Below are 12,524 nucleotides of genomic sequence, written 5' to 3'. Positions count from 1 at the left end.
CATCCATCCCACCCTTCTTCCCAGGCACCAAGGAACACGAATGAGCACCCCCACGTACAAGATCGCCGTCATCCCCGGCGACGGCATCGGCAAGGAAGTCATGCCCGAAGGCCTGCGCGCCGTGCAGGCCGCGGCCCAGCGCTTTGGCATCCAGCTGGAAACCACCACCATCGACTGGGCCAGCTGCGACTACCACGCCGCCCACGGAAAGATGATGCCCGACGACTGGAAGGCGCAGCTCTCGGGCATGGACGCGATCTTCTTCGGCGCCGTGGGCTGGCCCGCCAGCGTGCCCGACCACGTCTCGCTGTGGGGGTCGCTGCTCAAGTTCCGCCGCGAGTTCGACCAGTACATCAACCTGCGCCCCGTGCGCCTGTTCGAAGGCGTGCCCTGCCCGCTGGCCGGCCGCAAGCCCGGCGACATCGACTACTACGTGGTGCGCGAGAACACCGAGGGCGAATACACGTCGCTCGGCGGCATCATGTACGAAGGCACCGACCGCGAAATCGTCATCCAGGAATCGGTCTACTCGCGCCACGGCGCCAACCGGCTGCTGAAATTCGCCTTCGACCTGGCGCAGAGCCGCCCCAAGAAGCACGTGACCCTGGCCACCAAGAGCAACGGCATCGCCATCAGCATGCCCTGGTGGGACCGGCGCGCCGACGATGTGGCCAAGGCCTACCCCGAAGTCACGCTCGACAAGCAGCACATCGACATCCTCACGGCCCGCTTCGTGCTGCAGCCCGGCCGCTTCGACGTGGTGGCCGCGACCAACCTGTTCGGCGACATCCTCTCCGACCTGGGCCCTGCCACCACCGGCACCATCGGCCTCGCCCCCTCGGCCAACCTGAACCCCGAGCGCAGCTTCCCGAGCCTGTTCGAGCCCGTGCACGGCTCGGCGCCCGACATCTATGGCCAGAACATCGCCAACCCAATCGCGATGATCTGGTCGGGCGCGCTGATGCTGGACTTCCTGACGCAGGGCCAGGGCGCCGGCCGCGCGGCGCACGACGCCATCCTGGCGGCCATCGAAGAGGTGATCAAGAGCGGGCCGCGCACGCCGGACCTCGGCGGGACGGCGAATACCACGCAGGTGGGGGAAGCGATTGCGGCGTTGGTTGCCAAGTGCTGAGGGGCCGCCCGGCTTTCAGCTTCGCTCTTACTTTGCTAGCTGATGGCGCTTGGTACACGGGCGCCAGCAGCTATTTTCATTGGAACTTGCTTCAATCGAGAACGCCAAGGACGGCTCGCGACCCACAGCGGAAGCTCGCTTCCGTGAAAGCTGGCGGTGCGGGGGCACACATGGGCATCGTGCCGCGTACCCAGCAGGCCCGTCGATTCACCGGGTCGCGGAGCGATTCGACCTCCCGTGCGGCGTGCCCGGTGACTTTTATCGCGATGCTCCAGCCGGGCAAGAGCACCCTGATCGAGCCTGCGCGGAACGAGGCTCGCACTTCCATCCAATCCAAGTCAGTTCGTCGCGAAGCAGTACATGAGCCCCGCGCTGCCGCTCATTTTGAGCTGGTCGACGCTGCAGCCGAGCGTGCCGTGCGACGAGTTCCACGAAGCGTTGGCGACCGGGTCGGGGTTGGTGCCCTTGTGGTCGTGGTGGCCCACGATGGCGGAGCCACCCTCGCTCTTGGTCCAATTGCCGCAGGTGGTGTCCTTGCCCGGTTCGGGCACGGCCAGGGTGCCGTCAGGGCGCGAGCCGGTGAGGATGTCGTGGCGGTTGACCGCATCACCGAAGCCGGAGACGACGTCACCCTTTTCGGTCAGCGAGGTGTCCTTGCCGACCTTGGCGTTGGCGCTGTGCAGGTCGGCCACGCTGGTTGCGACGACCACGCCCTTGGCGTTCGTCCAAGGGCCGGTGCCGATCCGGTCGCGCGCATGGACCACCGGCTGCCCATTCATGGCGGCGGTGCTCAGGTAGGCACGCCAGGTTTTATGGCCCGCCCCGGCGCTCGCAGCCAGCGACTGGCAGTAGCGGTCGGCGCCGGCCAAGCCGCCGAGGTCGCCGCCCTTGCCGGGGTTAACGCTGGTGATGAAGAAGCTCATGGGGTTGCCGCCCGATGGCCCCATGGCGCCGCAACCAGCGACCAGGGCAAGCGTTGCAACGGCGGCGCTGGCGCAAAGAACGACGCGACGGGACATGGAGACTCCTCAGAGCACTGTGGGACAGAGCAGGCTACTGCAACGCCGCGCCAGCGGCAAGCCAAGCCAGCACCCATGCAGAGGGCCGTCACCCAACATCATTGCGATGGAAGGACGGCCGGTCCTGGCCGCAACAGGACATCACGAAGCCATGAAGTGCCATTGGCCGCGCCGCTTCCGGCCACTGCCACAACCCCACTGCCCTGACCTGCGCGCACGGACAGTTCGGCAGCGCAGCCCGCGCCATCCGTGCCCACAGCGCGGCGCATTGAAGCCAAATCGGCCTCAAGCGCTTGTGCAGCAAGCGTTGCAAGCTATGAAAACAAGAGCGCCTAGCGGGCCGCTCAGCTGCCCGCCACCTTCATGCGGTTGACGAGGATCGAGCCCACCGTCTTGGCGCCGTAGTTGTAGGCGTCGGCGCCCACGGCCTCGATGCCCTTGAGCATGGTCTTGAGGTTACCGGCGATCGTGATCTCGTGCACGGGATAGGCGATCTCGCCGTTCTCCACCCAGAATCCGCTGGCGCCGCGCGAATAGTCGCCGGTCACGTAGTTCACGCCCTGGCCCATGAGTTCGACCACGAACAATCCGGTGCCGAGCTTTTTGAGCATGGCATCGAGGTCGTCGCCGGCCTTGGTGCGGCGCGAGCTCAGCACCAGGTTGTGCGAGCCGCCCGCGTTGCCCGTGGTCTGCATGCCGAGCTTGCGCGCCGAGTAGCTGGACAGGAAATAGCCTTCCACGCGGCCGGCGTCGACCACCTTGCGCGCCTGCACGCGCACGCCTTCCTCGTCGAACGGCGAGCTGCCCTTGCCGCGCAGGATGAACGGGTCTTCGAGGATGTCGATGTGCTTGGGGAAGACCTGCTTGCCCAGCGAGTCGAGCAGGAACGTGCTCTTGCGGTAGAGCGCGCCACCGCTGACGGCCTGCACGAAGCCGCCGAGCAGGCCGGCGGCCAGCGGCGACTCGAACAGCACCGGGCATTCGGTGGTGGCGATCTTGCGGCTGCCCAGGCGGCTGAGCGCGCGCTGCGCGGCGTAGCGGCCCACGTCCTGCGGCGCCGACAACTCGCGGGCGTCGCGCATCGAGCTGTACCAGGAGTCGCGCTGCATCTCGCCGCGCTTGCCCGGCAGGCTGGCGATCGGCGCCACCGACAGGCTGTGGCGCGAGGTGGCGTAGCCGCCGCGGAAGCCGCGCGTGTGCGCGCTGAAGAAATGGCTTTGCTGGGCCGAGACGCCCGCGCCCTCGCTGTTGGTGATGCGCTTGTGGGCGCCAAAGGCGGCGGCCTCGCATTCGAGCGCGATGCGCGCGGCCTCTTCGCTGGTCAGTGCCCAGGGGTGGAACAGGTCGAGGTCGCGGTGGCTCTCGGGTGGGGCGATGTCGGCCGCGTCGGGCAGGCCGGCCACCGGGTCCTCGGCGGTGAAGCGGGCGATGTCGTACGCGGCCTGCACGGTGCGCTCGATGGCGGCGGACGAAAAATCGGACGTGCTGGCATTGCCGCGCCGGCGGCCGACGTAGACCGTCACGCCGAGCGATTTGTCGCGGTTGCGCTCCACGGTTTCCAGCTCGCCCTTGCGCACGCCGACCGAGAGCCCGCAGCCCTCGGAGGCCTCGGCACCGGCGTCGGTGGCGCCCAGCTTCTTGGCGTGCGCCAGGGCCTGGTCGACGAGTTGTTCGAAAAAGGGGCGGGAGTAGCTGAAGCCGGCTTCGGCCGGGGAGTGCGTATGGTTCATGGCGACGGCTATGATACTTGCCGCAGTGGCCCCCGCCCGGCGCGCCGCAGTCGCCGCACCCGCACAGGGGCTACCCCATTCCCCGGATCCCACCATGTCACGCAAACCCAAAAAAGGCTACTTTGTGCGCGGCCAGTTCGTTGCCGAAGGCAGCGAAATGGACATCGAGCTCAAGGCCGAACTCAAAGGCACCTACGACGCGAGCCGCACCGATCTCAAGCGCGAGAGCGACGCGCTGCAGGACCTGGGCAAGGACCTGCTCGGCCTGCGCGCCGACCTGTTCAACGGCATCGGCCTGCCCGACAAACTGGTCGATGCCCTGGCCGAGGCCAAGCGCATCACCAACTTCGAGGGCAAGCGCCGCCAGATGCAGTTCGTCGGCAAGCTCATGCGCAAGCTCGATGCCGCCCAGGTGCAGGCCGCGCGCGACGCCCTCGAAGTGCAGCACAGCGGCTCGGCCCAAGAGAAACTGCAGTTGCACCTGGCCGAGCAGTGGCGCGACCGCCTGCTGGCCGAGGACAGCGCCCAGGCCGAGTGGATTGCCCACCACCCGGGCACCGATATCCAGCAGCTGCGCGCGCTGGTCCGCCAGGCGCGCAAGGATGCGCCGGTCGAAAACAACGCCACCGAATCCCAGGGCCTGGCGCCGCGCAAGGGCCGCGCCTACCGCGAGCTGTTCCTGCTGGTGCGCGCGCAGCTGGGCGGCGGCGGGGCCGACGGCGGCGAAGCCGCTGAGGACGACGCAGATGCATGACGCCGTCAAGATCGGCCTTGTCTCCGTCAGCGACCGCGCCAGCAGCGGCGTCTATGAAGACAAGGGCCTGCCCGCGCTACAGGACTGGCTGGCGCGCGCCCTGAAGAACCCGGTCACGTTTGAAACGCGACTGATTCCCGACGAGCCGGCCACCATCAGCGCTGCGCTGATCGACCTCGTGGACGCCGGCTGCAGCCTGGTGCTGACCACCGGCGGCACCGGCCCGGCGCTGCGCGACGTGACACCCGAGGCCACGATGGCCGTGGCGCACAAGGAAATGCCGGGCTTTGGCGAGCAGATGCGCCAGATCGGCCTGGCCTTCGTGCCCACCGCCATCCTCTCGCGCCAGGTGGCGGTCGTGCGCGGCCAGAGCCTGATCATCAACCTGCCCGGCCAGCCCAAGGCGATTGCCGAAACGCTCGAAGGCCTCAAGGACGACGGCGGCGCGCAGCGCGTGCCCGGCATCTTTGCGGCCGTGCCCTACTGCATCGACCTGATCGGCGGGCCTTACCTTGAAACGCACGACGCGGTCTGCAAGGCGTTTCGGCCCAAATCGGCGCTGCGCCCGCCCCGCACGGCGGGCTGAGCGCGCGGGCGCGCACGGGGGCGCCCGCGGGGAACCGGGCGATTGCTGCGCTCCCGCAATGACAGCGGCAGGCTTTTGGAGTAGACAGGCACGAGGGGCGCGCGCCGCGCGCCCCGTTCCACTGCACAGGAGTTCCCATGGGCACCATGATGAAAGCGGCCGTTTTCGTGGCCCCCGGCCGCATCGAGCTGGCCGACAAGCCGATTCCCGGCGTCGGTCCCAACGACGCGCTGGTGCGCATCACCACCACGACGATCTGCGGCACCGACATCCACATCCTCAAGGGTGAGTACCCGGTGGCCCCGGGCCTGACCATCGGCCACGAGCCGGTCGGCGTGATCGAAAAACTCGGCAGCGCCGTGATGGGCTACACCGAGGGCCAGCGCGTGATTGCCGGCGCCATCTGCCCGAACTTCAATTCCTATGCCGCGCAGGACGGCGTGCCGTCGCAGGACGGCAGCTACCTCGTCGCCAGTGGCCGCTGCGGCTGCCACGGCTACAAGGCCACCGCCGGCTGGCGCTTTGGCAACCTGATCGATGGCACCCAGGCCGAATACGTGCTGGTGCCCGACGCGCAGGCGAATCTTGCGCCCATCCCCGACGGCCTGACCGATGAGCAGGTGCTGATGTGCCCCGACATCATGTCCACCGGCTTCAAGGGCGCCGAAAACGCCAACATCCGCATCGGCGACACCGTGGTGGTGTTTGCCCAGGGCCCGATCGGCCTGTGCGCCACGGCGGGCGCGCGCCTTCTGGGGGCCACGACCATCATCGGTGTCGATGGCAACGACCACCGCCTGGACATTGCCAAGAAGCTGGGGGCCGACGTGACCCTCAACTTCCACCATTGCGACGTGGTCGAGGAGGTCATGAAGCTCACCGGCGGCCGGGGCGCGGATGCATCGATCGAGGCGCTGGGTACGCAGGATACGTTTGCATCGGCGCTGCGCGTGCTCAAGCCGGGCGGCACGCTGTCGAGCCTGGGCGTGTATGCATCGGACCTGACGATCCCGCTGTCGGCGTTCGCGGCCGGCCTGGGCGACCATCGGATCAACACCGCGCTGTGCCCCGGCGGCAAGGAGCGTATGCGCCGCCTGATGAACGTCGTGGCATCGAGCCGCCTGGACCTGGGCGTGCTGGTCACGCACCACTACAAGCTCGACGACATCGTGGCGGCTTACGACCTGTTCTCGCACCAGCGCGACGGGGTGCTGAAGGTGGCGATCAAGCCCCACTGAGGCGTTCCAGCACGGTTTCAAGCCAAATAGGCCTGCAGCCCTGGTACGACAAGCGTTTGCAGCTATCGAAATGATAGAAATCGAGGCCCGGGGCGGCCTTCGCGCTCCGTGTGCTTGGGCCACCGGACAAGCGGGACCGGCATGTGGCGGACCCGCAAGTGGGGCCGGCGCCGCAGGCAGCCCGCTCGCATGCAAGCCCAAGGGAGATGATGGCAAAAGAGGTCAGTTGTCATATAAGATCAAAATGCCTTGCCCGTTGACCGATCTGCCCCGCTCCATGCCCCTGCACACCCTAAACGCCCCCGCCCCACCGGCCCCCACCGCCATTGCGCCGGCAATGCAGCGCCGCCCGCGTTCGCTGGCGCACGAGTTGGTGGGCACGCTGGGCGACCGCATCCGTGACGGCAGCTACCCTCCCGCAGACAAGCTGCCCACCGAAGCGGCGATCATGGCCGAGTTCGGCGTCAGCCGGACCGTGGTGCGCGAAGCGATTTCCAAACTGCAGGCCTCGGGCCTGGTAGAGACGCGCCACGGCGTGGGCACCTTCGTGCTGGGCCTGGGCGATGCGGCCGCTTTTCGGATTGCGCCGGACCAGCTGTCGACCCTGCACGAAGTCATTGCCGTGCTGGAACTGCGCATTGGCGTCGAGACCGAAGCCGCCGCCCTCGCCGCCGTGCGGCGCACGGACGCCGACCTGGCCCGCATGCGCAGCGCGCTGGGCGCCTTTATGGGCGCCTTGGAGGCGGGGCGCGATGCCGTGGGCGCCGATTTCCAGTTCCACCTGGAGATTGCCCGCGCCACGCAGAACCAGCACTTTGCCGACCTGATGGCCACGCTCGGCGCCACCATCATTCCGCGCGCGCGCCTGGGAGGCCCCCAGGGCGCCAGCAGCGAACAGGCCGCCTACCTGCAGCGCGTGCATGCGGAGCACGACAGCATTTTCGACGCCATTGCACGCCAGGATCCGGACGGCGCACGCGCGGCGATGCGCACCCACCTGGCCAACAGCCGCGAACGGCGCCGTCGCTCCGGAGATGCCATCCCGCGTTGATCCCGGGTATACCCTGACCTCTCTGTTGCACATCGGGTTGTACGATGACTGACCACAAAAATCCATCAACCGCAACGGAGACGAGCAATGAAGAAGCGCCTATTCACCCTGGTCGCGGCCCTGGCCTTGGCCGCACCCGCGTTTGCCTGGCCCGACAAACCCATCACCATGGTCGTGCCCTTCCCGCCCGGCGGCTCGACCGACACGCTGGCGCGCGCCCTGGCCACGCCCATGCAGGCCACGCTGGGCCAGACCATCGTGGTCGAAAACCGCCCCGGCGCCACGGGCACGATTGGCGCCGGCCAGGTCAAGCGCAGCGCTGCCGACGGCTACACGCTCCTGGTGGCGTCGCTCGGTCCCTATGTGATCGCACCGCACCTGGTCAAGAGCGTGCCCTACGACGCCGGCAAGGACTTTGACCTGCTCACGGTGGCCGTGCAGGCGCCGAACCTGCTCGTCGTCCCCGCCAACTCGCCGCACAAAACGCTGGCCAATGTGATCGCCTATGAAAAATCCAACCCCGGCAAGATGACGTTTGCCTCGTCGGGCAACGGCTCCTCGGACCACCTCACGGTGGAGCTGTTCTGGCAGCAGACCGGCACCAGCGGCGTGCACGTGCCCTACAAAGGCGGCGCACCGGCCATCTCCGACCTGCTCGGCGGCCAGGTGGACGCGTCGTTCCAGAACATCAACGCCGTGATCCAACAGGTGCGCGCCGGCAAGCTGCGCGCGCTCGCCATCACGTCCGACAAGCGCTCGCCGCTGCTGCCCGATGTGCCCACCATGGCCGAGGCCGGTGCGCCCGGGGTGAACGTGTACTCGTGGCAGGCCGTGGCCGCGCCCAAGGGCCTGCCCGCCGACGTGAAGAAAAAGCTGCATGGCGCGCTCATGGCCGCCTTGAAAGACCCGGGCATCCAGCAGCGCTTCGTGGACGTGGGCTTCGAAATCGTGGGCAACACGCCCGAACAGTTCGCCGCGTTCCAGCAGCAGGAATCGGCGCGCTGGAAGAAGGTCGTAGAGACCGGCAACATCACCGCAGACTGAGGATTTTCATGGCTTTCTCGACCCCCGTTGTCACCGCGCTGCAGGCCATTCCCGTGGCCGGTCACGACAGCTTGCTGCTCAACCTCTCGGGCGGGCATGCACCTTTTTTCACGCGCAACCTGCTCATCCTCACCGACAGCGCGGGTCGCAGCGGGGTCGGCGAGGTACCGGGCGGCGAAGCCATCCGCCGCACCCTGGAAGACGCGCGCGAGCTGCTGCTGGGCCAGCCCATCGGCGACGTGCGGCGCCTGCTCGGCGAAGTGCAGGCGCGCTTTGCCGACCGCGACCAGGGCGGGCGCGGCCTGCAGACCTTTGACCTGCGCACCACCGTGCACGCTGTCACCGCCATCGAAAGCGCGCTGCTCGACCTGCAGGGCCAGCACCTGGGTGTACCGGTGGCGGCGCTGCTCGGCGAAGGCCAGCAGCGCGAGGCGGTGGAAATGCTCGGCTACCTGTTCTTCATCGGCGATGCGCAGCAGACCCCGCTGAATTACCGCCAGGAAGACGGCGCCGACAACGACTGGTTTCGCCTGCGCAACCAGGCCGCGCTCACGCCCGAAGCCGTGGTGCGCCTGGCCGAGGCCGCGCACGCACGCTACGGCTTCAACGACTTCAAGCTCAAGGGCGGCGTGCTCGCGGGCGGCCAGGAAGTCGAGGCCATCGTCGCGCTGCACGAGCGCTTTCCGCAGGCGCGCATCACGCTCGACCCCAATGGCGGCTGGCTGCTCAAAGACGCCATCCGCCTGCTGCGCGACCTGCGCGGCGTGCTCGCCTACGCCGAAGACCCCTGCGGCGCCGAAGACGGCTTCTCGGGCCGCGAAGTCATGGCCGAGTTCCGCCGCGCCACCGGCTTGCCCACGGCCACCAACATGGTGGCCACCGATTGGCGCCAGATGGTGCACGCGCTGTCGCTGCAGTCGGTCGACATCCCGCTGGCCGACCCGCATTTCTGGACCATGGCCGGCTCGGTGCGCGTCGCGCAGACCTGCCGCGACTGGGGCCTGACCTGGGGCTCGCACTCGAACAACCATTTCGACGTCTCGCTCGCCATGTTCACCCATGTGGCGGCGGCCGCGCCCGGCAAGGTCACTGCCATCGACACGCACTGGATCTGGCAGGACGGCCAGCGCCTCACGCAAGAGCCGCTGCAGATCCGCGGCGGCCTGGTCGAGGTGCCCAAAAAACCCGGTCTGGGCGTCGAGCTCGACATGGCCGAAGTGGCAAAAGCCCACGCGCTGTACCTGCAGCATGGCCTGGGCGCGCGCGACGACGCCATTGCCATGCAGTCGCTCATGCCGGGCTGGACCTTTGATCCGAAACGTCCGGCATTGGTCCGCTGATCCCAGGCAGGCGTTTCCCGCCACTATTAGACGGAGACAAACCATGCGCATTTCCCGCCGTACGCTCCAGCTGGCCGCTCTGGCCAGCACGCTCGCCTGCCTGCTGCCGTCCCACGCCGAGGAGGCATGGCCGGCCGCCAAACCGATCAAGCTGGTCGTGCCCTTTGCCGCCGGCGGCACCTCCGACGTGCTCGCCCGCACGCTGGCGGCGCAACTGCAGCTTGCGCTCAAGCAGTCCATCGTCGTGGAGAACAAGGCGGGCGCGGGCGGCGTGCTGGGCGCCGACAGCGTCGCCAAGTCGCCCGCCGATGGCTACACGCTGCTGCTGGGCACCATTGCGTCCCACGCGATCAACCCGGCGCTGCAGCCCAAGATTCCGTACAACGCTGCCAAGGATTTCGCCCCCGTGATGCTGCTGGGCAGCATCAGCAATGTGCTGCTGGTCAATGCCAGCCAGCCCTTCAAGAATGTCCAGGACGTAATCACCGCCGCCAAGGCCAAACCCGGCGCACTGACCTTCGGCTCGGCGGGCCAGGGCACCTCGCAGCACCTCTCGGGCGAGACCTTCCGGCTGCTGGCCGGCGCAGACATCACCCATGTGCCCTACCGCGGCAGCGCCCCGGCGGTGCAGGACCTGCTGGGTGGCCAGATTCCGATGACCTTCGAAACCTCGCTGGTCGCCCTGCCGCACATCAAGAGCGGCAAGCTGCGCGCGCTCGCCGTCACGTCGGCCAAGCGCACCCAGGTGCTGCCGGATGTGCCGACGATGCAGGAAAGCGGCGTCGCCGGCTTCGATGTGAGCAGTTGGCAGGCGCTGTATGCACCGGCCGGCACGCCGCCGGCCATCGTGAACCGGCTCAATGCCGAACTGGCCAAGATCATTGCCCAGCCCGACACCCGGGCCAAGATGGACGGTCTCGGGCTGGAGTACACGGTCAATACGCCCGAGCAGTTCGCCAGCTTCCAGCGCACCGAACAGGCCAAATGGGTGCAGGTGATCAAGGACGGCAACATCAAGCCAGAATGAGATCGGCCATGCCGCACAGCGCCACCCGAGCCCCCCTGTACATCGCCATGCACGAACGCGACAACGTCGCGATCGTGGCCAATGACGGTGGCTTGCCCGCCGGCACCGTCTTCGCCTCGGGCCTGACGCTGCGCGAGCATGTGCCGCAGGGGCACAAGGTGGCTCTGGCAGACCTTCCGGCCGGCAGCGCGGTGCGCCGCTACGACGTGGCGATCGGCTACGCGCTGCAGGACATTCTGGCCGGCAGCTGGGTGCACGAGCGCCTGCTGCAAATGCCTGCCGCGCGCGGGCTCGACCACCTGCCCATCGCCACCGCCCAGCCTGCGCCGCAGCCCCCGCTGAACGGCTACACCTTCGAGGGCTACCGCAACCCGGACGGCTCGGTGGGCACGCGCAACATCCTGGCCATTACCCAGACGGTGCAGTGCGTCGCCGGCGTCACCAACTTCGCGGTACAGCGCATCAAGGCCGAGTTGCTCCCAAAGTACCCGCATGTCGATGACGTGGCGGCGCTCGAACACACGTACGGCTGCGGGGTGGCCATCGATGCGCCCGATGCGATCATTCCGATCCGAACGCTGCGCAACATCAGCCTCAACCCCAATTTCGGCGGCGAGGTGATGGTGGTGAGCCTGGGCTGCGAAAAGCTGCAGCCCGAGCGGCTGCTGCCGCCGGGCAGCATTGCGCTGATCGACGAACGCAGCGCGGCCGCCACCGACTCGGCGGCCGGGCTCGACGTGGTGTGCCTGCAGGACGCCGCGCACATGGGCTTCATGTCGATGGTCGATGCGATCGTGCGCCAGGCCGAGGCGCACCTGCAGCGCCTCAATACACGCCGGCGCGAGACGGTGCCCGCGAGCGAACTCGTGGTGGGCGTGCAGTGCGGCGGCAGCGATGCGTTCTCGGGCGTCACCGCCAACCCGGCCGTGGGCTTTTGCACCGACCTGCTGGTGCGCGCCGGCGCCAGCGTAATGTTCTCGGAGGTGACCGAGGTTCGCGACGGCATCGACCAGCTCACCGCGCGCGCAGCCACGCCCGAGGTGGCAGAAGCCATGGTGCGCGAGATGGCCTGGTACGACGCCTACCTGCACAAGGGCCAGGTCGACCGCAGCGCCAACACCACGCCCGGCAACAAGAAGGGCGGCCTCTCGAACATCGTCGAAAAGGCCATGGGCTCGATCGTGAAGTCCGGCTCGGCCCCCATCACCGGCGTGCTCGCGCCGGGCGAAAAACTCGCGCGCAAGGGCCTGACCTATGCAGCCACGCCAGCCAGCGACTTCATCTGCGGCACGCTGCAGCTGGCCGCGGGCATGAACCTGCATGTGTTCACCACCGGGCGCGGCACGCCCTATGGCCTGGCCGCGGTGCCGGTCATCAAGGTGGCCACGCGCAGCGATCTGGCGCGCCGCTGGCACGACCTGATGGATGTGGACGCAGGCACGATCGCCACCGGACAACAAACCATCGAGCAGGTGGGCTGGGAGCTGTTCCACCGGATGCTCGACGTGGCCAGCGGCAAGAAGACCTGGGCCGAACACTGGAAGCTGCACAACGCCCTGGTGCTGTTCAACCCGGCGCCAGTGACCTGAGCCACACACGCACC

General features: G+C 68.0%; 11 protein-coding genes. 9 read left to right on the top strand and 2 right to left on the bottom strand.

Going from position 1 to position 12,524, the window contains the following annotated elements:
* Nucleotides 1-40: 40 nt before the first annotated feature.
* On the top strand, nucleotides 41-1,132 hold the full coding sequence (locus B2J86_RS12660; protein ID WP_173025779.1) for a tartrate dehydrogenase: 1,092 nt from the start codon (nucleotides 41-43) through the stop codon (nucleotides 1,130-1,132).
* A 338-nt stretch (nucleotides 1,133-1,470) separates the two neighbouring features.
* Here B2J86_RS12660 and B2J86_RS12655 read toward each other — a convergent pair whose 3' ends face one another.
* Together B2J86_RS12655 and pmbA are read right to left on the bottom strand one after the other, a co-directional pair.
* Nucleotides 1,471-2,151, bottom strand: a complete 681-nt coding sequence (locus B2J86_RS12655) for a hypothetical protein (RefSeq protein ID WP_173025778.1) — start codon at nucleotides 2,149-2,151, stop codon at nucleotides 1,471-1,473.
* 344 nt (nucleotides 2,152-2,495) lie between these two features.
* Nucleotides 2,496-3,881: a metalloprotease PmbA gene (gene pmbA, locus B2J86_RS12650; RefSeq protein WP_169168738.1), complete on the bottom strand. Its 1,386-nt coding sequence runs from the start codon at nucleotides 3,879-3,881 to the stop codon at nucleotides 2,496-2,498.
* Nucleotides 3,882-3,975: 94 nt separating this feature from the next.
* On the opposite strand from pmbA, the gene yjgA reads away from it, so the two are divergent.
* From yjgA to garD, 8 genes are all read left to right on the top strand, one after another.
* On the top strand, nucleotides 3,976-4,635 hold the full coding sequence (yjgA, locus tag B2J86_RS12645; RefSeq protein WP_169168737.1) for a ribosome biogenesis factor YjgA: 660 nt from the start codon (nucleotides 3,976-3,978) through the stop codon (nucleotides 4,633-4,635).
* On the top strand, nucleotides 4,628-5,221 hold the full coding sequence (mog, locus tag B2J86_RS12640) for a molybdopterin adenylyltransferase (protein WP_169168736.1): 594 nt from the start codon (nucleotides 4,628-4,630) through the stop codon (nucleotides 5,219-5,221). Before yjgA ends, mog begins: the two co-directional genes overlap by 8 nt.
* 137 nt (nucleotides 5,222-5,358) lie before the next feature.
* On the top strand, nucleotides 5,359-6,459 hold the full coding sequence (locus tag B2J86_RS12635) for an NAD(P)-dependent alcohol dehydrogenase (RefSeq protein WP_169168735.1): 1,101 nt from the start codon (nucleotides 5,359-5,361) through the stop codon (nucleotides 6,457-6,459).
* A gap of 277 nt (nucleotides 6,460-6,736) precedes the next feature.
* Nucleotides 6,737-7,510, top strand: a complete 774-nt coding sequence (locus tag B2J86_RS12630; protein WP_173025777.1) for a FadR/GntR family transcriptional regulator — start codon at nucleotides 6,737-6,739, stop codon at nucleotides 7,508-7,510.
* Nucleotides 7,511-7,597: 87 nt separating this feature from the next.
* Nucleotides 7,598-8,554: a tripartite tricarboxylate transporter substrate binding protein gene (locus B2J86_RS12625; protein WP_169168235.1), complete on the top strand. Its 957-nt coding sequence runs from the start codon at nucleotides 7,598-7,600 to the stop codon at nucleotides 8,552-8,554.
* An 8-nt stretch (nucleotides 8,555-8,562) separates the two neighbouring features.
* Nucleotides 8,563-9,894, top strand: a complete 1,332-nt coding sequence (gudD, locus tag B2J86_RS12620) for a glucarate dehydratase (protein WP_173025776.1) — start codon at nucleotides 8,563-8,565, stop codon at nucleotides 9,892-9,894.
* 43 nt (nucleotides 9,895-9,937) lie between these two features.
* On the top strand, nucleotides 9,938-10,921 hold the full coding sequence (locus tag B2J86_RS12615) for a tripartite tricarboxylate transporter substrate binding protein (RefSeq protein WP_173025775.1): 984 nt from the start codon (nucleotides 9,938-9,940) through the stop codon (nucleotides 10,919-10,921).
* Between the two features lie 8 nt (nucleotides 10,922-10,929).
* Nucleotides 10,930-12,510 (top strand): galactarate dehydratase, encoded by a 1,581-nt coding sequence (garD, locus tag B2J86_RS12610; RefSeq protein ID WP_173025774.1) that lies wholly within the window; start codon nucleotides 10,930-10,932, stop codon nucleotides 12,508-12,510.
* Nucleotides 12,511-12,524: the final 14 nt, after the last annotated feature.

Origin of the sequence: Acidovorax sp. SRB_14, assembly GCF_012932145.1 — a bacterium.
GTDB lineage: Bacteria > Pseudomonadota > Gammaproteobacteria > Burkholderiales > Burkholderiaceae_C > Simplicispira.
The sequence above is the reverse complement of the archived record's forward strand: the minus strand, read 5'-3'. Positions and strand labels throughout refer to the sequence as shown.

Bases quoted from the DNA above. Each gene is read 5' to 3' on its own strand.
- yjgA (WP_169168737.1), top strand. From the start codon at position 3,976: ATGTCACGCAAACCCAAAAAAGGCTACTTTGTGCGCGGCCAGTTCGTT.
- B2J86_RS12615 (WP_173025775.1), top strand. From the start codon at position 9,938: ATGCGCATTTCCCGCCGTACGCTCCAGCTGGCCGCTCTGGCCAGCACG.
- B2J86_RS12655 (WP_173025778.1), bottom strand. From the start codon at position 2,151: ATGTCCCGTCGCGTCGTTCTTTGCGCCAGCGCCGCCGTTGCAACGCTT.
- B2J86_RS12635 (WP_169168735.1), top strand. From the start codon at position 5,359: ATGGGCACCATGATGAAAGCGGCCGTTTTCGTGGCCCCCGGCCGCATC.
- B2J86_RS12630 (WP_173025777.1), top strand. From the start codon at position 6,737: ATGCCCCTGCACACCCTAAACGCCCCCGCCCCACCGGCCCCCACCGCC.
- B2J86_RS12625 (WP_169168235.1), top strand. From the start codon at position 7,598: ATGAAGAAGCGCCTATTCACCCTGGTCGCGGCCCTGGCCTTGGCCGCA.
- pmbA (WP_169168738.1), bottom strand. From the start codon at position 3,881: ATGAACCATACGCACTCCCCGGCCGAAGCCGGCTTCAGCTACTCCCGC.
- gudD (WP_173025776.1), top strand. From the start codon at position 8,563: ATGGCTTTCTCGACCCCCGTTGTCACCGCGCTGCAGGCCATTCCCGTG.
- garD (WP_173025774.1), top strand. From the start codon at position 10,930: ATGCCGCACAGCGCCACCCGAGCCCCCCTGTACATCGCCATGCACGAA.
- B2J86_RS12660 (WP_173025779.1), top strand. From the start codon at position 41: ATGAGCACCCCCACGTACAAGATCGCCGTCATCCCCGGCGACGGCATC.
- mog (WP_169168736.1), top strand. From the start codon at position 4,628: ATGCATGACGCCGTCAAGATCGGCCTTGTCTCCGTCAGCGACCGCGCC.